This window comes from Streptomyces sp. NPDC013455, from assembly GCF_040632975.1.
Lineage (GTDB): Bacteria > Actinomycetota > Actinomycetes > Streptomycetales > Streptomycetaceae > Streptomyces.
The window spans coordinates 12,807-30,466 of the sequence record NZ_JBEYCX010000037.1 but is presented as its reverse complement, the minus strand read 5'-3'; the positions used below and the strand labels follow the sequence as shown (position 1 = coordinate 30,466).

The 17,660-nt window shown below is 75.7% G+C and carries 15 protein-coding genes; 10 read left to right on the top strand and 5 right to left on the bottom strand.

From position 1 onward, the window contains the following. Nucleotides 1–129: 129 nt before the first annotated feature. The gene (locus tag ABZ576_RS33425) at nt 130–885 is read right to left on the bottom strand and encodes a PaaX family transcriptional regulator C-terminal domain-containing protein (RefSeq protein WP_360749582.1); all 756 of its coding nucleotides are present in this window, start codon (nt 883–885) and stop codon (nt 130–132) included. A 71-nt stretch (nt 886–956) separates the two neighbouring features. On the opposite strand from ABZ576_RS33425, the gene ABZ576_RS33420 reads away from it, so the two are divergent. Together ABZ576_RS33420 and ABZ576_RS33415 are read left to right on the top strand one after the other, a co-directional pair. Next, nucleotides 957–2,636 (top strand): DNA alkylation response protein, encoded by a 1,680-nt coding sequence (locus tag ABZ576_RS33420; RefSeq protein WP_360749579.1) that lies wholly within the window; start codon nt 957–959, stop codon nt 2,634–2,636. A gap of 145 nt (nt 2,637–2,781) precedes the next feature. Continuing rightward, a complete protein-coding gene (locus ABZ576_RS33415; RefSeq protein ID WP_360749576.1) occupies nt 2,782–4,770 on the top strand; it encodes a HEAT repeat domain-containing protein in 1,989 nt (662 codons plus the stop codon). Nucleotides 4,771–4,945: 175 nt separating this feature from the next. Here the strand turns inward: ABZ576_RS33415 and ABZ576_RS33410 are convergent, their stop codons facing one another. Then, nucleotides 4,946–5,533 carry a hypothetical protein gene (locus ABZ576_RS33410; protein ID WP_360749573.1) on the bottom strand — a complete coding sequence of 196 codons (588 nt, stop codon included), beginning with the start codon at nt 5,531–5,533 and terminating at the stop codon, nt 4,946–4,948. A gap of 278 nt (nt 5,534–5,811) precedes the next feature. Between ABZ576_RS33410 and ABZ576_RS33405 the strand changes: the two genes are divergently transcribed. The 4 genes from ABZ576_RS33405 (at nt 5,812) to ABZ576_RS33390 (ending at nt 9,880) form a co-directional block, all read left to right on the top strand. Continuing rightward, nucleotides 5,812–6,900 (top strand): exo-alpha-sialidase, encoded by a 1,089-nt coding sequence (locus ABZ576_RS33405; protein ID WP_360749571.1) that lies wholly within the window; start codon nt 5,812–5,814, stop codon nt 6,898–6,900. A 243-nt stretch (nt 6,901–7,143) separates the two neighbouring features. Further along, on the top strand, nt 7,144–7,821 hold the full coding sequence (locus ABZ576_RS33400) for a uracil-DNA glycosylase (protein WP_360749568.1): 678 nt from the start codon (nt 7,144–7,146) through the stop codon (nt 7,819–7,821). Continuing rightward, a complete protein-coding gene (locus tag ABZ576_RS33395) occupies nt 7,818–8,792 on the top strand; it encodes a BadF/BadG/BcrA/BcrD ATPase family protein (protein ID WP_360749565.1) in 975 nt (324 codons plus the stop codon). The genes ABZ576_RS33400 and ABZ576_RS33395 overlap by 4 nt, the downstream gene beginning before the upstream one ends. 164 nt (nt 8,793–8,956) lie before the next feature. Continuing rightward, the gene (locus ABZ576_RS33390; protein ID WP_360749562.1) at nt 8,957–9,880 is read left to right on the top strand and encodes a hypothetical protein; all 924 of its coding nucleotides are present in this window, start codon (nt 8,957–8,959) and stop codon (nt 9,878–9,880) included. A gap of 264 nt (nt 9,881–10,144) precedes the next feature. On the opposite strand, the gene ABZ576_RS33385 is transcribed toward ABZ576_RS33390, so the two are convergent. Beyond that, nucleotides 10,145–11,182, bottom strand: a complete 1,038-nt coding sequence (locus tag ABZ576_RS33385) for a lactonase family protein (protein ID WP_360749559.1) — start codon at nt 11,180–11,182, stop codon at nt 10,145–10,147. 136 nt (nt 11,183–11,318) lie between these two features. Beyond that, complete coding sequence (locus tag ABZ576_RS33380) at nt 11,319–12,809, bottom strand: FUSC family protein (RefSeq protein ID WP_360749556.1); 1,491 nt, start codon at nt 12,807–12,809, stop codon at nt 11,319–11,321. Nucleotides 12,810–13,050: 241 nt separating this feature from the next. Between ABZ576_RS33380 and ABZ576_RS33375 the strand changes: the two genes are divergently transcribed. The 3 genes from ABZ576_RS33375 (at nt 13,051) to ABZ576_RS33365 (ending at nt 15,877) form a co-directional block, all read left to right on the top strand. After that, complete coding sequence (locus ABZ576_RS33375) at nt 13,051–13,527, top strand: Lrp/AsnC family transcriptional regulator (RefSeq protein ID WP_360749553.1); 477 nt, start codon at nt 13,051–13,053, stop codon at nt 13,525–13,527. A gap of 19 nt (nt 13,528–13,546) precedes the next feature. After that, the gene (locus ABZ576_RS33370; RefSeq protein WP_360749550.1) at nt 13,547–14,242 is read left to right on the top strand and encodes an HAD family phosphatase; all 696 of its coding nucleotides are present in this window, start codon (nt 13,547–13,549) and stop codon (nt 14,240–14,242) included. Between the two features lie 135 nt (nt 14,243–14,377). Further along, nucleotides 14,378–15,877, top strand: a complete 1,500-nt coding sequence (locus tag ABZ576_RS33365) for an MFS transporter (RefSeq protein ID WP_360749547.1) — start codon at nt 14,378–14,380, stop codon at nt 15,875–15,877. Nucleotides 15,878–16,007: 130 nt separating this feature from the next. Here the strand turns inward: ABZ576_RS33365 and ABZ576_RS33360 are convergent, their stop codons facing one another. Beyond that, a complete protein-coding gene (locus ABZ576_RS33360) occupies nt 16,008–16,790 on the bottom strand; it encodes a LysR substrate-binding domain-containing protein (RefSeq protein WP_360749544.1) in 783 nt (260 codons plus the stop codon). Nucleotides 16,791–16,872: 82 nt separating this feature from the next. Between ABZ576_RS33360 and ABZ576_RS33355 the strand changes: the two genes are divergently transcribed. Then, nucleotides 16,873–17,283 carry a DUF5997 family protein gene (locus ABZ576_RS33355; RefSeq protein WP_360749541.1) on the top strand — a complete coding sequence of 137 codons (411 nt, stop codon included), beginning with the start codon at nt 16,873–16,875 and terminating at the stop codon, nt 17,281–17,283. Nucleotides 17,284–17,660: the final 377 nt, after the last annotated feature.

Sequence of the window (17,660 nt, the reverse complement as noted above, 5' to 3'; positions counted from 1 at the left end):
CCGCCCCGGCCGCCACTACCCCCCCCACCCCCCCCACACACCCCCCCCCCCCCCCCCCCCGCCCCCCCCCCCCCCCCCCCCCCCCCCGACCGGACGGCCCGGCGGCCCGGCCCGCCGGGCGGGGTGCCGTCAGCGGTCCCCCGACGGGCCCAACGCCGCGGCCAGTTCCCGCCGGTAGCCGGCGTAGGCCGTCCGCAGGGCCTCCCCCGGCCAGTCGGCGGGCAGCAGTGCGGGCGGCAGGACCGGGTCGGCGAGCAGATGGCGGACGGCCGCCGCGTAGACCGTGAGCCGCTCGGCCGGGCGGTCCGCCGCCCTGGCGCGGGCGAGGAGGGCGCGGGCCGTGGCCGCCCAGCCGGCCGACGGCCAGAGCCGGGCCGCCAGGTCGCGCGGGGGCTCGTCGGGGCGGGCGGTGCACGTGAGGGCCACCCGGTCGAGGCCGGCCGGAAGCGGGCGGTCGAGGTTGGCCGGGCGCAGCCACACGCCCTCGCGGAGTTCGGCCAGGCGCAGGGCGGTCAGCCGGGCGCGCAGGTCGGCGCGCTCGGCGGGGCCACGGCCGGTCGCCGTGACCACCACCATCTCCCAGTCGCCGTCCCACGCGCGCGTGCGGGGGTTCAGGGCGTCGTCCTGACGACGCTGCCGGGCGAGCAGCCGGTCGCTGAGCCGGTAGGCGCCGTCGGCGCGCCGGAGGTCACCGGCGGCCACCATCCGGCTCAGCGCGGCCCGCAGCGTGGAGCCGCCGACCCCGAACGGCTCCACCAGCCGCACCAGGTCCCTCACCGGCAGCTCGGGCGGGTGCACGCCGAGCAGCACGCTCAGCACGACCGAGCGGGCGGACAGCGGTCGCAGGCCGGCCGGGTCGGGCTCTGCCGAGACGTTCATGCGCATGGGGCCGTACTGTACGTGCGTCTTGTTGTTGCATCATTGCGACAGCCGCAGGAAGAGTGCAACATGCTCGTATGGTCTCGACTCCCGCGCAGCCGCAGCTCTCGTCGCGGTCCCAGCCGCCGTTCGCCACGCACGACGTCACCAACCAGGCCCCTCCCCTCGCGCCGTACGACGCCTCCGACGACCCGGCGCTGCTGGAGGGGCTGCGCCGGGAGGGCGCCGGGTGGGCCGAGGACGGCATCCGGCGGCTGGGGGTGCGCGCCGGCAGCGCGGAGGCACAGGAGTGGGGCGAGCAGGCGAACCTGCACGAGCCGGTGCTGCGCACCCACGACCGCTACGGCCACCGCGTGGACGAGGTGGAGTTCCACCCCAGCTGGCACCACCTGATGCGGACCGCGGTCGCCGAGGGCCTGGCGGGCGCCCCGTGGGCCGATGACCGGCCCGGCGCGCACGTGGCCCGGACCGCGGGCGGGCTCGTGTGGGGCCACACGGAGGCGGGGCACGGCTGTCCCACGTCGATGACCTACGCCGCCGTGCCCGCCCTGCGCGCACAGCCGGATCTCGCCAAGGTGTACGAGCCGCTGCTCACCAGCCGGGAGTACGACCCCGCGCTGCGCGTCCCGACGGAGAAGCCGGGGCTGCTCGCGGGGATGGGCATGACCGAGAAGCAGGGCGGCTCCGACGTCCGGACGAACACCACCACGGCCACGCCCACCGCCGAGGCGGGCTTGTACACGCTGCGCGGGCACAAGTGGTTCACGTCGGCGCCGATGTGCGACGTGTTCCTGGTCCTGGCGCAGGCCCCGGGCGGGCTGTCGTGCTTCCTGGTGCCGCGCGTCCTGCCGGACGGCAGCCGCAACTCCTTCCGGATCCAGCGGCTGAAGGACAAGCTGGGAAACCGGTCCAACGCCTCCTCCGAGCCGGAGTTCGACGGGACCGTGGCCTGGCTGGTGGGGCCGGAGGGGCGGGGTGTGAAGACCATCATCGAGATGGTCAACTGCACCCGGCTGGACTGTGTGATGTCCTCGGCGACCCTGATGCGCAAGACGCTGGTGGAGGCGGGACACCACGTCCGGCACCGCGCCGCGTTCGGCGCGCGGCTGATCGACCAGCCGCTGATGCGCAACGTCCTGGCCGATCTCGCGCTGGAGTCGGAGGCGGCGACGACGCTGACGCTGCGGCTCGCCGGGGCGGCGGACCGCGCGGTGCGCGGGGACGCCGGGGAGCGGGCCTTCCGGCGCATCGCCACGGCCGTCGGCAAGTACTGGGTCACCAAGCGGGGCCCGGCGTTCACCGCCGAGGCCCTGGAATGCCTGGGTGGCAACGGCTACGTCGAGGAGTCGGGGATGCCCCGGCACTACCGGGAGGCCCCGCTGCTGTCGATCTGGGAGGGCTCCGGGAACGTCAACGCGCTCGACGTGCTGCGCGCGCTCGGCCGCGAACCGGACACCGCCGAGGCCCTGTTCGCCGAACTCGCCCTCGCGCGCGGGGCGGACGCCCGGCTGGACGCGACCGTGGCAGCGCTCAAGGACCAGTTGGCCGGAACCGATCAGGCGGGCGCCCGGCGGCTGGTCGAACGGATAGCGCTCGCGCTCCAGGCCTCCCTGCTCGTCCGGCACGCTCCGCACCCGGTCGCGGACGCTTTCTGCGCGAGCCGGCTGGGCGGCGACTGGGGCCACTCGTTCGGCACCCTGCCGTCCGGCGCCGACCTCGACGCCGTCCTCGCACGCGCCCTGCCCGGCCGGAACTGAGCCCTCCCGCGCACGCGTGCCGGTGCCCGCGTCCCGTGGCCGGTGACCGCCGACGGATCGCACACAGTCAGGAAATGCTTCCGGACCGTTGTCAGTGCCGTGGTGCACACTCGCGATCAGGTGGCACTCGCCTGGGGAGGACAACGTGTTCACGGGGATCGACGAGGTCGACTGGGCCTCGCTGCGGCACGCGTACGGCAGTGCGGAGGACGTGCCCGGATGGTTGCGGGCGCTGGCGTCCGCGGACACCGCCGAGCGGGCGACCGCGCTCGACGGGATGTACGGCGCGGTGCACCACCAGGGGAGGGTGTACGACTCGACGCTGGCCTGCGTGCCCTTCCTGTTCGCGCTCGCGGCCCGCGAGGAGCTGCCGGACCGGGGCTGCCTCGTGGAGCTGCTGGTCAGCATCGGTGAGGGCGGGGAGAGATCCGAGCAGGAGCGGGGGGCGCGGGCGGCGGTGCGCGCGGGCGCCGAGGCCTTCGCCGCCCTCGCCGGGGACCCGGACCCTGCGGTGCGCCGGGCGGCGGCCGGGGCGCTGGTGCGCTTCCTGGACCAGCCGGCGCGGGTGCTGGAGCTGCTGCGGCGGCGCCTGAGAGCCGAGCGGGACGGCTGCGTGCTGCTGGCCCTCACGGAGGCGCTCGGCCTGTTCGCGCACCGGTACCCCGCGCACGCCGCCGGCGCCGTCGACCTCCTGACCGAGTACAGCGCGTCGCCGTACCCGCCGGGGCTGCGGCTCGCGGCACTCGGCCGGCTCGCCCTCCACGCGCCCGGCCGGCTCCCCGCCGACCTGGTGCCGACCGCGGTCCGGCTGCTGAAGGAGCGGTCGGCGCGCCGCGTCCGCGCCCAGGAGCCGTCCGGCACGGACACCCTGGTGGGGCGGATACGGCGGCTGCGTCCCTCGGACGAGGAGGGCGCGGTGCTGCTGCGCACCCTGCACAGCGCGCTGGGTGACCGGGTGGCCGACCGGATCGCCCTGCTCAACGGGCAGTTGACCAGTCCCGACCCGGTGGACCGGTGCAATGCCGTGTGGATGTCGGCGGGACTGTTCCGCGGCTGGCGCGGGGAGTACGCCGGTCCGGTGCGGCTGCTCGGGGCGCAGCTCGGTGCCGACCAGGACCGGTTACGGGACGCGGCGGTCTCGGTGCTCGCGGAGCTGTTCGCCCTGGCCGCGCCCGCCGCGGACGACCTGCACGCGCTGGTGACCGCCCGGCCCGACCTGTGGACCCACCGCTGGGAGCGCTGCCCGCCCACGCTGGGCGGTCCGCTCAAGGCGCTGGCCCGGACCGGCGACAGCCGTGCCGTCCCGGCGCTGGCCCAGCTCCTGGCCGGCCCGGCGGCGCCGGTCGGGCTGGGCTGCGAGGTCGCGCACCTCGGCCGGGCCGCCGCCCCGCTGGCTCCCGCCCTGCGCCACCGGCTGGGCCGGATACCGCTCGCCTCCCCCGCCGCGGCGCGGCTCGCCGCCCCGCTGCTGACGGCGATCAGGGCCGTCGGGGACACGGACGCCGTACCGGAGCTGCTCCGGCTGCTCTCCGGCGGTCCGGACGGCCTGGGTGCGCGGGACGCGGTCGCCGGTCAGGTGATCGAGACGCTGGAGGAGCTGGGCGCCACCGCACCGGCGTCACCCCTGCTGCGGGCACTGCTGCCCACCCGGCACGCGGCCGTCGCGGCGGGCGCGCTGTGGTCGGCGGACGGAGACACCACCGCGGTGCTCCCCGTCCTGCTGCGCGACGTGCGGCACACCGATCCCGGGGTACGCCGCCGCGCCGCCGCCCAGCTCGGCAGGCTCGGCCCGGCCGCCCGCCCCGCGCTGCCCGAGCTGCACCGGCTCGCCCGGTCGGGGCCGGTGCGCGAGCGGGTACCGGCCGCGTGCGCGCTGTGGCGCGTCGCGGGCGACCCCGATCCGGTCCGGCCGGTCCTCCGCGGCGCCTGGGCGGCCGACCCGCGCACCCGGGTGCCCGTCGCCCGCTGTCTGACGGCCATGGGCCCGGCCGCGGCGCCGTTGCGTGACCTGGTCACCGCGGAACTGACCCGCCCCCGCCGCCACACGGCCCGCGCGGGCGCGTACGGCAGCCGTGACATCCGAACCGACGAGGAACTGCTGAGGCTGTGCCGGGAGGTACTGGCGGGGCTGTGACGGGGGGTGCGGCGGCGGGGGCGGGGTCGTCGGGAGCCTGGACGGACCCTGCGGGCGGCCGGCGTGGCGTGCCGGTGCGGCACGTGACATGCCGGTGCGGCGCGTGACATGCCGGTGCGGCGCGTGACGTGCCGGTGCGGCCTGCCGGGAGGTTGAGGACGTCGGGTGGGGGCGCTCAGAAGGTTCGTCCCCACTGCGGGCCGAGACGCGCCCACTCCGTGTCCCAGGCGTCCATGCGCCGGCGTTCCAGGCGGCCACGCGCGGCGAGGCCACCGGCGAGCGGGACGGCGGCCGCGCCGGCGCCGGCCAGGACGCCGATCAGCGTGGACCGGAACGCCGCCTCGGAGGCCGTCGCGGGACGGGCGGCGAGGTGTCCCCGTGGATCGGTCCAGACGGTGACCGGCGTACCGGGCCCGCTGCCGGGCTCCACCCGGATCCGGCCGGTGTGGACGGAGCCGTCGGCCACCGTCCAACGGACCTCCGCCCAGACCCGTCCGCCGGAGGAGGCGTGGCTGTGGCGGGCGGCGGCGGATCCCGGGGCCCCGGCTACGACGCGGGCGACCACGGGCCGCCGGTCGGCCCGTTCGCGGGCCAGTCCGTGCTCCACCGAGCGGGCCGCCGGGAAACCGGCCGCCGCTCCGGCCAGGACGGTCAGCAGCAGGGCGCCGAGCAGCAGCCATGCCTCCACGACGTCGGCCCGCCGCTTGAGCGGGTTCCGCCGCCAGCGCCACAGCCACACCTTCGGACCACGGATCGCCTTCACGGCATCCTCCTCACGAGCGCACCGACCGGCCGGACCGCCCTCCCATACGGGAGAGATCGCTCCGCTGCTCACGACGAGCCGTCTGCCCGACGGTCGTACGAGCCGCCCCGCACGCGCAGGCACATCCCGCAGCACACCCGGCCGGTCGTCGACGCGGACCGGCGACACAGGTGGTGACCTGCACCGATGCCCCTGTTCGGGGAGAGTGTCAGTGGGGAGGTGCAGACTGGCCGGTATCTGACGGCTACCCGGACGAAGGCGTCCCGGAGGTGATCGGCATGGCCGAGGTACTGCTCGCTGTGGGCACCCGCAAAGGCCTGTTCATCGGGCGGCAGCGGGGCGGCGGCCCCTGGCGGTTCGACGAGAGTCCGTATTTCAACGCGCAGGCGGTCTACTCGGTCGCGATCGACACCCGGGGTCCCGGGCCCCGGCTGCTGGCCGGCGGTGACAGCGCGCACTGGGGCCCGTCGGTGTTCCACTCCGACGACCTCGGCCGCACCTGGACCGAACCGTCCCGGCCCGCCGTCAAGTTCCCCAAGGACACCGGAGCCTCCCTGGAGCGGGTCTGGCAGCTGCACCCGGCCGCGGCCGAGCCGGACGTGGTGTACGCGGGCACGGAACCGGCCGCGCTGTACCGCTCGGTGGACCGCGGCGAGCACTTCGAGCTGGTCCGCCCGCTGTGGGAGCACCCGACCCGTTCCCGGTGGGTGCCCGGCGGGGGCGGCGAGGGCCTGCACACGGTGCTCACCGACGCGCGCGATCCGCGGGCCGTGACGGTGGCCGTCTCCGCGGCAGGGGTGTTCCGCACGACGGACGGCGGTGCGAGCTGGTCGCCCTCCAACTCGGGGGTCTCCGCGGTCTTCCTGCCGGATCCGGACCCGGAGTTCGGCCAGTGCGTGCACAAGATCGCGCGGGACTCGGGCGACCCGGACCGGCTGTACCTCCAGAACCACTGGGGGGTGTACCGCAGCGACGACGCGGGCGCGCACTGGACGGACATCGGCGAGGGCCTGCCGTCGACGTTCGGTTTCGCCGCGGTCGCGCATCCGCGCCGGGCCGGCACGGCGTACGTCTTCCCGATCAACGCCGACGCGGACCGGGTGCCGGCCGGGCACCGCTGCCGGGTCTTCCGCACGCAGGACGCGGGCGGCACCTGGGAGCCGCTGTCCGAGGGACTGCCGGAGGAGGCCCACTACGGCACGGTCCTGCGGGACGCCATGTGCACGGACGACCGCGACCCCGCCGGGGTGTACTTCGGCAACCGCAACGGCGAGGTGTTCGCGTCGGCGGACGACGGCGACAGCTGGCGGCTGCTGGCCGCGCACCTGCCGGACGTGCTGTGCGTACGGGCGGCGGTGGTCGGCTGACGGCGCCCACCGGCCGGCCACCGCCGCCAGGCCGACCGCCGACGAGCCGATCGCCGACGAGCCGACCGGGGACGGGCCAGCCACCGGCAGGCATGGCGGGCGCGCGTCGCCGAAGATCCGGGCGGCGCCGAGAGTTCGGGCAGCGCCGAGGGCGGCGGGGGGCCGGGTGGCGGCGGGGCGTCCGCTCGCGTGCTGCCGCCATCGGGTGATCGCCGGCGGGCGCACGGCAGTAGGGTGACGCCCGTGGCACCGAAACCCCTGCATGAAATCGTCGAAGCGGGCTGGGCGAACGCCCTGGAGCCCGTCGCCGGACGCATCGCCGAGATGGGCGACTTCCTGCGCGCGGAGATCGCCGCCGGTCGCACCTACCTCCCGTCCGGACCGAACGTCCTGCGGGCCTTCCAGCAACCCTTCGACGAGGTGCGGGTCCTGATTGTCGGTCAGGATCCGTATCCGACACCGGGGCACGCGGTGGGCCTGTCGTTCTCCGTCGGACCGGAGGTGCGCCCGCTGCCGCCCAGCCTGATCAACATCTTCCGCGAGCTGAACGACGACCTGGGGCTGCCCCAGCCGTCCACCGGGGACCTCACCCCGTGGACCCGGCAGGGCGTGCTGCTGCTCAACAGGGCGCTGACCACCGCGCCGCGCAAACCGGGCGCGCACCGCGGCAAGGGCTGGGAGGAGGTCACCGAGCAGGCGATCCGGGCCCTGGCGGCGCGCGGCAAGCCGCTGGTGTCCATCCTGTGGGGCCGCGACGCCCGCAACCTCCGCCCACTGCTGGGCAGTCTGCCGGCGGTGGAGTCCGCGCACCCCTCGCCCATGTCGGCCGACCGCGGGTTCTTCGGCTCGCGCCCGTTCAGCCGGGCCAACGACCTGCTGATGCAGCAGGGCGGACAGCCGGTGGACTGGCGTCTGCCGTGACCGCTCAGGGGTATCTCGCCGTGGACTCCGGCGGTTCCGGCCTCCGGGTCGCCGTCGGCGTCCCGGGGCGGGAGCCCCGCGCCGAGCGGGAGACCGGGGTACCGGTCCGCACGGGTGCGCGGGGCATCGATCCCGCCCACCTGATGGAACAACTCGTCCCCGCGGCCCGTGCCCTGGCCGCCGAGGCGGAGGTGGACGGGCTGGCCACGGCCGCCGTCGGCGCCGCCGGCTTCGCCACCCTGGGCGAGGCCCTGCGCGCCGAACTGCCCGGCGCCCTCGCCCGGGAGCTGGGCGTGCGGACCGTGGCGCTGGCCGCCGACGCCGTCACCGCGTACGCCGGCGCCCTCGGACCGCGTCCGGGCGCCGTCCTCGCCGCGGGCACCGGGCTGATCGCGGTCGGCACCGACCTGTCGGGCTGGCGCCGGGCCGACGGCTGGGGGCATCTGCTGGGCGACTGCGGCAGCGGCGCCTGGATCGGCCGGGCCGGCCTGGAGGCGGCGCTGCGCGCCCACGACGGCCGGGAGGGCGGCTCCGCCTCCCTGCTGACCCTGGCGGAGGAGGAGTTCGGGCCGGTGCGCGGCCTGCCCGGGCTGCTCTACCCCCGCGCCGACCGGGCCGCCGTACTGGCCTCCTTCGCGCCCCGGGTGGCCGCTTGCGCCCCGCACGACGCGGTCGCCGGGGGCATCCTGCGCGCCGCGGCCCGGCACATGGCGGACTCCGCCGCCGCCGTGTGCCCGGCGGACGGCGCACCGGAAGTGGCGCTGACCGGGGGCCTGTTCAAGATGGGCGATCCGCTGCTCGTACCCCTGCGCGAGGAACTGGCGCGCAGACTGCCGCTGGCCCGGCAGGTGCCGGCCGAGGGGGACCCCCTGCACGGTGCGGTACGGATCGCGACGGATCTGGCGGCGGAGCGGCTCACCCTGCCGGGTGAACCGGCGATGCTGTGCGTGTTCCGCGCCGGGGGCGGCTGACGGCCCCGCGCCGGCGGTTCCGACGAGGTACCGGCCCATGCGCCCGGCATGTGCCCGCAAGGCGGGTCATTCGTACGTAACTCATCAGACAAAACCGGACGGATACCGCTCACCTGCACCCTCCCCGAACGCCGGAGCCCACGAAACCAGTAACATGCGGCGCCATGAGCTCCCCCACTGGACCCGCGGGCCTGCCCGTACGAATGCCGCGACCCCGCCAGCCCGGAAGGCACCGCCGTCCGGAACCGCTGGTGGCTCCCGAGGGCGCGCCCGCGCTCGTCCTCGCGGTGCCCGGCGCGCCCAGCGCCGCGACGCGCAGCCTCGCCGAGGAGGTCGTGAGCATCGCCCGCTCCGAGCTGCCCGGCCTGGACGCCCGGATCGGGTATCTGGACGGGGACGACACCGAGTACCTTTCGCTCCGCTCCGTGCTGGCGCGTACCGCCGAGGAGCGCGTCGCCCGCTACGAGCAGGCCGTCGCCGCCGGGGTCGAGGGTGTCAAGGAGCCCGACGGCCCGGTCGCCGTCGTCGTCCCGCTGCTGGCCGGCCCGGACAACGCGCTGCTGCGCCAGATCCGTCAGGCCGTGATGGAGAGCCGGGTCGCCGCCGACCTGACCGACGTCCTCGGTCCGCACCCGCTGCTCGCCGAGGCGCTGCACGTGCGGCTGTCCGAGGCCGGTCTGGCCCGCGCCGACCGGGCCCGGCTGTTCACCGTGGCCACCGCCGCGGACGGCATCATCCTGGCCTCCGTGGGCGGCGACGAGGCGGTGCAGGCGGCCGGTATCACCGGCATGCTGCTCGCCGCGCGCCTGGCCGTGCCGGTGATGGCGGCGGCCCTGGACCAGGAGGGTTCCATCTCCTCGGTGGCCGAGCAGCTGCGTTCCTCCGGCTCGCAGCAGCTGGCGCTGGCGCCGTACCTGATCGGCCCGGAGATCGAGCCGGCGCTGCTGGCAGCGGCGGCGGAGGAGGCGGGCTGTTCGATGGCCGAGGCGCTCGGCGCCTACCCGGCGATCGGCAAGCTGGCCCTCGCCAAGTACACGACGGCGCTGGGCATCGCCCCGCAGCCGGCGCAGGGGACACCGGTCCGCTGACCCAGGGATCCGCACGACACAGGGCCCGCTCCCGTCCAGGGGCGGGCCCTTCGCCTTGGCCGGGCCGCCTCGGCGGCCGTTCCCGGCGGCCGCCTCGCGGAGCCTCCGGCCGAACCGCCCCCTGACCGCCCCGCGACCCGCCCCGCCGCCCCGCCTCGCCGACCCGCCCCGCCGACCCGCCTCGCCGACCCGCCGACCCGCCCGCCTCCCAGCCTCCTCCCCGATCCCGCCCTGGGCCCTCCGCTCCCGCCCGGGGTCGGTGGCTCAGGCGAAGACGACGCAGGACGCGGCGGCCACCCGCACGGATCCGTCGTAGCGGGGCATGCCCGTCGCCTCGTCGACGGCGAACCAGGCGATGTCCCCGGAGCGCTCGTTGGCCGCGTAGAGGAAGCCGCCGTGCTCGGCCAGCGCGCGCGGCCAGCGGCCGCCGCAGGGCACCGTGCCGGTCAGCCGGAGCCCGTCCGCCTCGACGGCGAGGACCGACAGGACGTCCTCCCCGCGGGTCGCGGTCCACACGAAGCGGCCGTCGCGCGAGACGACGATCCCCGAGGGGTAGGCGTCGCCGGCCGGCGCGTCCCGCAGCACGGGGACCTCGGTCAGCGGCCGCAGCGCGCCCGCGCCGGCGTCCCAGCGGCACACGGTCACGGTGGGGGTCAGCTCGTTGACGACGTAGGCGTGCCTGCCGTCCGGGTGGAAGGCCAGGTGACGCGGGCCCGAGCCGGGCCGCAGGGCGATCTCGCGGTGCAGCGCGAGACTGCCGCCCGCGAGGGTGCACACCCGTACCGAGTCCGTGCCGAGGTCCACGCTGACGGCCCAGCGGCCGCTGGGATCGGGTTGCACCTGATGGGCGTGCGGGCCGCGCTGGCGCCGGTCGTGCGGTCCCGAACCGGTGTGCTGGAGCCGTCCCGAGGGTTTGGCGCCGAGGGCGCCGTCGGGGCGCAGGGGTACGGCGGTGACGCTGCCGCAGCCGTAGTTGGCGGTCAGCACGTGTCCGGCGTGGAGGCTGAGGTGGGTGGGGCCGCTGCCGTCCACCCGCACGGGCGCGCCCGCGGGCACCGGCCGGTCACCGGTGACGCGGTAGGCCGCGACGGCCCCCTCGGCCGTCTCGCTGACCGCGTAGAGCGTGTGCCCGTCCTGCGACAGGGCCAGGTAGGAGGGGTCGGGTACGTCGTTCACGGCGGAGACCAACGCGAGGGCGCCGCCGTCCGGCGCGATCTCCGCGGTCACCAGTCCGGGGCCGCCCGCCGCCGTGAACGACCCGATGTACGCCCGGCGCCTGCCCGTCCTGCCGTCCCGTGCCACCGCTGTCCCCTCTCGGTAGAGCCAGTCGAGCGCGTCCGGGCCCGACGGTAGCAGCCGATCCGTCGAGGTCTAGACCAAGGTGGCGAGGTGGCAGGACGGTGCGCACCGGGCGACGCCCGGGGGACGGTCTCGTCGCTCAGGCGCCGACCAGGCGGGAGCCCGACGGGGCACGCAGCGGTTCGGCCAGGTCGGCGAGGGCGCGTTCCAGGCCGTGCAGGTGGGCCAGGGCGGGCTCGGCGGGCGCTTCCACGGGGTGCTGGAGCGGCTCGGTACGGCCCGCGGTGAGAGCCTCGACGGCGGCCTCCACGCGCCAGCAGGCAGCGGCGAGGCGGGCGTCGTGGGACGCCTCGGGGTCGGCCGCGACCGCGACCAGGCCCCGGATCTCGCGGGCGCAGTCGTCGAGCAGGGCCAGCACCCGGCGGGCCCGCGCCTTGCGGGCCGGCATCGGGTTCAGCGGGTGGACCAGCGGGGCCAGCGAGAGCCGGACCCGGCCGAGCAGCTGCTCCAGTTCGGCCACGCGGGGCGCGGGGTCGGCGGTGGCGGAGCCGGCGAGGCGGGCGGCGGCCTCGGCCGTGCAGGCGTGGACGCAGCGCAGGGCCCGCTGGATCCAGGCGTCGGTGGTGGCGTGCGTGGTCACCGGCAGGACGAACAGGACGGCGAGCCCGGCACCGAGCGCGCCGATGCCGGTCTCGGCGAGCCGCAGCGCGAGGAGTGCGGGGCTCAGCACGCCGAGCAGGCCGTAGAGGAGTTCGGCGAGCAGGGTCACCCAGAGCATCATCCAGGTGTAGGAGACGGCGGCCGTGTAGAAGATGCCGAAGACGGCGACCGCGACCAGGACGGCCGTCGGGAGGGGCGCGCCGTGCACGGGCAGGGCGACGAGGAAGCCCAGGCAGATGCCGATGACCGTGCCGAGGACCCGGCGGAAGCCGCGGACCAGCGTCTCGCCCCGGGAGGCGGTGTTCACGAAGATCCACCAGGTGGCGCCGACGGCCCAGTACCAGCGCTGTCCCGACACCAACTGGCCCACGACGAGCGCGAACCCGGCGCCGGCGGTGGCCTGGACCGCCTGCCGTGTGGTCACCCGGGCCAGTCCGGTTCCCGCGGGCGGGGCGGGTACGGCGGCCGGGGGCAGCCGGCGCTCGTAGCACCACACGCCGAACCGCACCGCGGCCGCGCTGAGCACGGAGAGCAGGACGGCGGCGTACAGCTCGGGCAGCCGGGCCGGTGTGGCGTGCAGGAACTGGGCGACGAAGAAGGTCATGAAGGCGAACACGCCGAGGCTGTGTCCGCGCGGGCCCCAGCGGCGCGCGTACACCCCGGCGCCGACGACGGCCAGGAAGGTGAGGTCGCGGGCGACGGGGTGGTCGTGCAGTTCGGCCGCGGCGGCGAGCACCGGCACTCCGACGGCGGGCAGCAGGGCGGTGGTGACCGCCTGGCCGCGCACGGTCGGGTCGGTGACGGTGAACAGGGCGAGCAGCGCGGCGAGGCCGCCGGTGACCGCACCGGCGAGGGAGTGACCGGCCAGCAGACAGACCGTGACCGCCAGCCCGATGCCGAGGACGGCCCGCGCGGCGAAGCGCAACCGCGCCCGCCCCGGGTCCGGAGCCACGAACATCCTCTTCAGCACTGCCGCCCTCCCCTGGGAACACCGCACAGAAAAGGCGCCGCGGGGATCCGCAGCGCCATCGACCCCTCCATGAGAGCATCCCCGAGGTCACTGGCTCAAGTGTCACCCGAATCACTGGGCCATTGGACCATCTGCGGCCGGGCACCTCCGCTCACCGGAAAACCAACGGACCAGGTCGGACGGTACATGCGGTCCGATTGGGGTCCGACCGGGCCTGAGCCATTGGTACAGTCGTCACATCATGACCGTGGACGATCTCGACACCCGCATCCTGCGGCTGCTCCTGGAGCAGCCGCGCACCAGCGTGCGCGAGTACGCCCGCATCCTCGGCGTCGCCCGCGGCACGCTCCAGGCCCGGCTGGACCGGATGGAACGGGACGGGGTGATCACCGGAACAGGACCCTCCCTCTCCCCCGCGGCGCTGGGACACCCGGTGCTGGCGTTCGTGCACATCGAGGTCACCCAGGGCCACCTCGACGACGTCGGCGACGCGCTGGCCGCCGTACCGGAGATCGTGGAGGCCTTCTCGATCACCGGGGGCGGGGATCTGCTCGCCCGGGTGGTGGGCCGGGACAACGCCCACCTGGAGGACGTGATCCAGAAGCTGATCAGCCTGCCGGGCGTGGTGCGCACCCGGACGGAGGTGGCGCTGCGCGAGCGCGTCCCGTTCCGGCTGCTGCCGCTGGTGGAGTCGGTCGGCCGGGCGGCCCGCGCCTGACCTGGGCATCCTGGACGCCATGAGCGATCTCGGCGCCCTGACGGTCATCTTCGATCTCGACGGCACGCTGGTGGACAGCGAACCGAACTACTACGAGGCGAGCCGTTGGACGCTGGCCGAGCACGGCGTGCCGGACTTCACCTGGGCGGAGCACGAGAGCTACGTCGGAATCAGCACCCGGCAGACGGTGGCGATCTGGCGGGAGCGCTACGGCCTGCGCGCACCGGTGGCGGAGCTGCTGGGCGCGCTGAACCGCCGTTACCTCGACCTGGCCCGCGCCGGCACGCCTGTGTACCCGGAGATGCGCGCGTTCGTGGAGCTGCTGGCCGCCGACAGCGTGCCGATGGCGGTCGCCTCGGGCTCCTCCCCCGAGGCCATCGAGGCGATCCTGGCGGGGACCGGGCTGGGCGCGTTCCTCCGTACGGCGGTCTCGGCCGACGAGGTTCCGCGGGGCAAGCCCGCCCCCGACGTCTTCCTGGCGGCGGCCCGCCGGCTCGGCGCGGAGCCGGCCGACTGCGTCGTCCTGGAGGACGCGGCCCCCGGCGCGGCCGCCGCCCACGCGGCCGGCATGCGCTGCATCGCGATCCCGTACGTGCCCGCTCAGGCCGACGCCCCCGAGTTCACCACGGCGGACCTGCTGCTGCGGGGCGGGCAGGGGGAGTTCACGGCCCGGTCGGCGTACGCGTGGCTGTGCGGTACGGCCCGGGTCGGCTGATCACTTCCCGTTCCTGCCGGCACCGTTGACGCTCCCCCCGGGCAGCCGGTTCAGGGGGGCGTACGGGGTGGCGTTCCGGGATGACGCACGGTGGTTCACCGTGCGCGCCGGGCCACGGCTGCATAGCGTGACCCCATGAGCACAGTTCAGGCCCGGCCCGCCCCCGACGAGCGGCGGTGGAAGGCGCTCGCGGTCTGTCTGGCGGCGGGTTTCATCTCTCTCCTCGACACCTCGATCGTGAACGTGGCGCTGCCCTCGCTGGAGCGCGGGCTGGGGGCCTCGGAGGCCACCGAGTCGTGGGTGGTCTCCGGGTACGCCCTCACCTTCGGGCTGGCGCTGGTCCCGGCGGGCCGGCTGGGCGACATGCACGGTCGGCGCCAGGCGTTCCTGTTCGGGCTCGCGCTGTTCACGGTGGCCTCGCTGGCGTGCGGCCTCGCGGCCAGCCCCGCCTGGCTGGTGGTGTTCCGGCTGATCCAGGGCACGGCGGCGGGCATGGTCGCGCCGCAGACCTCGGGGCTGATCCAGCAGATGTTCCACGGCGCCGAGCGGGCCAAGGCCTTCGGCGTGCTGGGCACGGTCATCGGGGTGTCGACGGCGGCCGGTCCCCTGGCGGGCGGCCTGCTGATCGACGCCGGCGGCACCCAGGACGGCTGGCGCTGGGTGTTCTTCGTCAATCTGCCCATCGGGGTGGCCGCCTTCGTCGCGGGCCTGCGGCTGCTGCCCCGTCTGCCGGCGGCCGGGAAGCGCGAGGAGTTCGACCTGTTCGGCGTACTGCTGCTCGGCGCCGGCGTGCTCGCCCTCATGCTGCCCCTCGTGCAGGAGCAGCAGTGGACGGGCCGGGAGAAGTGGGCGCTGATGCCGGTGGCCCTGGTGCTGCTGGGAGCCTTCTGGGCGTGGGAGAGACGGCAGGGACGGCTCGGCCGGGCCCCGCTGGTCGACCTGGAGCTGTTCTCCCTGCGCTCCTTCACGCTCGGCGCCCTGATCAGCCTCGCCTACTTCGCGGGCTTCACGACGGTCTTCTTCCTCTACGCCCTGTACCTGCAGAACAGCGTGGGCTACAGCGCGCTGGCGTCGGGGCTCACGGTCCTGCCCTTCGCGGCGGCCTCGGCCGTCGGGGCGGCCGCCGGTGGCCGGCTGGTGATGCGGTTCGGCCGCAAGGTGGTGGTCCTCGGCCTGGCCGGTGTGGCGCTGGGGGTGCTCGGTGTGATCCTCGCGGTGGAACTGGTTCCCGGGCGCGGCGTGGGATGGGCGTCGGCGCTGCCGCTCCTCGTCGGAGGCATCGGCTCGGGTCTGACGGTCTCCCCGAACACCACCCTCACCCTCACCCGGGTGCCCGTCCACCGCGCGGGCGCGGCCGGTGGCGTCCTCCAGACGGGCCAGCGCGTGGGATCGGCAGCCGGGATCGCGGTGGTGGGCTCGGTGTACTTCGCTCACCTCGCCAATCACGGCAGCGCCGCCACGGCCCTCCAGCTCGGGCTGGTCACCATCGCGGGGATCATCCTGATCGCACTCGTGCTGGCGGTCGCCGACCTGCGGGAACGCCAGGTGCATCCGGAGCCGGAAACGGCCGCGGAGCCGGTGGGACGGGGCGCGGGAGAGGGCGGCGCCGAGCCGAGCGTCCGGCCCAGCCCCTGACGGACCGGACCGGACGACGGCGACGGCGACGGCGACGGCGACCTTATGACCTCCGGCGCGGCCATCGAAGCTCAGCGTTCCCGGCACGTACACCGGCAGGGCGGGCTCGGTGCTCCTGTGAGCCTACGGCTCACGACCTGCGGCGCGGTTTGCCCCGCTTGGCCGTCGGCTTGGCGCCGCCGGTACGGGCGCGTGCCGTGCGGCCCGCCGTGTTCGCCGACGTCTTCCCCGTGGACTTCGTGGATTTCGCCGACGGCTTGGCGGGCGTCTTCGCCGACGGCTTGTCCTGCGCCGCCGCTGCCGTACGGCCGCGGGTGCTGTTGACGGTGCGCCCGCGGACGATGCCGATGAAGTCCTCCACCAGGTCCGTGGTGGCCTCCTCCGGCCAGGACAGGGCCACGCTCGACCGGGGCGCGTCGACGACCGGGCGGTAGGTGAGGTCCCGGCGGTGGTGGAGGCGGGCCAGGGACTGGGGGACGACCAGGAGGCCGACGTTCGCCGCGACCAGTTCGACGGCGTCCGCGGTGGTGGCGGGCCGCTCGAAGGCCGGTTCGCCCGGCGGCGCGTCCCAGTCGAAGACGTCGTCCAGGGGGTGGAAGAGCACCTCGTCGGCGAGGTCGGCCAGGGTCACCTCGTCCGCGGCCGTGATCAGGTGGTCCTTGGGGACGACGACCACCGTCTCCTCGGTGTACAGCGGAATCGCGCTGAAGAACGTGCGGTCGACCGGCAGCCGAACGAAGCCCGCGTCGGCCTCGCCCGCGCGCAGCACCTCGGGGGCCTCGGCGGCCGGCACCTGGACGAGGGTGAGCGGGATGTCGGGCAGACGCGCGTTCCAGGTCTTCACCCACTTGGCGGGCGTCACCCCGGGAACGTACGCGAGCCGGAACGACGGTGATTCCTCCGAGCCTGTCACCAGGCCAGATTACCGGCCGTCGGCGGCCGGCCGGCACCGGCCGTGGTCGGGGCCCCCGCGCACGGCCGATACCCTTGACGACATGAAGTCGCAGCAGAGCACCCAGACGATGAAGCCCGCGACCGCGGCGAAGAAGCTGGGTGTGTACCTCCCCGCCACCCCCGCCTCCTTCCAGGAGGGTGTGGTCTCGCGCGCCGAGCTGAACGAGCTCCAGGCCAACCCGCCGGAGTGGCTGCGCGAGCTGCGGCGCAACGGTCCCCACCCGCGTCCGGTGGTCGCCGCCAAGCTGGGCGTGTCCATCGCCGGCCTCGCCCGGGGCGGGGTCACCGAACCGCTGACGACCGAGCAGATCGAGGCGCTCAAGCAGGAGCAGCCGGAGTGGCTGCAGAAGGAGCGCGCCACCCAGGCCGAGGTCCGCGCGGAGGCCACCCGGCTGCGGAACCTGAAGCAGGAGAAGCTGGAGAAGCAGCAGGGCGACGCCGAGCGCGCCTGATCCCGCCGTCCGTTCCCACGCCCTCCGCGCTTCGCCGGGGGGCGTTGTCGGTCGTCCGCAGCACCGGCCGCCGCCCCCTGGTCCGCACCGCGGGCCCGCGTCCGCCGACCCGCGTGCGCCCGCCCGCGTGCGCTGGTCCGTGGCGCCGCGACCGGCCCCTCCCGCCGGCCCCTCCCAGGTCGGCGACCGCCCTGCGGGGCCGTCCCGGCCGTCTTCCGCTCGCGGGCCTGCCCCCGGTCGCCCCGGATGCGGGCAGGCGGACGGACCGACGACACCGGACGGGCCGCCGTTCCCCCGTGCCGGCGGCCCGTCGGACGTCTCGCGTCCGCGCAGGCCGGTGTCGCCGGGTTGAAGTGTGCGACAGCAGGGGACGGCAA

Coding starts and splice junctions, on each gene's coding strand:
- ABZ576_RS33425 (WP_360749582.1), bottom strand. CDS start 885: ATGCGCATGAACGTCTCGGCAGAGCCCGACCCGGCCGGCCTGCGACCG.
- ABZ576_RS33420 (WP_360749579.1), top strand. CDS start 957: ATGGTCTCGACTCCCGCGCAGCCGCAGCTCTCGTCGCGGTCCCAGCCG.
- ABZ576_RS33405 (WP_360749571.1), top strand. CDS start 5,812: ATGGCCGAGGTACTGCTCGCTGTGGGCACCCGCAAAGGCCTGTTCATC.
- ABZ576_RS33390 (WP_360749562.1), top strand. CDS start 8,957: ATGAGCTCCCCCACTGGACCCGCGGGCCTGCCCGTACGAATGCCGCGA.
- ABZ576_RS33375 (WP_360749553.1), top strand. CDS start 13,051: ATGACCGTGGACGATCTCGACACCCGCATCCTGCGGCTGCTCCTGGAG.
- ABZ576_RS33370 (WP_360749550.1), top strand. CDS start 13,547: ATGAGCGATCTCGGCGCCCTGACGGTCATCTTCGATCTCGACGGCACG.
- ABZ576_RS33365 (WP_360749547.1), top strand. CDS start 14,378: ATGAGCACAGTTCAGGCCCGGCCCGCCCCCGACGAGCGGCGGTGGAAG.
- ABZ576_RS33355 (WP_360749541.1), top strand. CDS start 16,873: ATGAAGTCGCAGCAGAGCACCCAGACGATGAAGCCCGCGACCGCGGCG.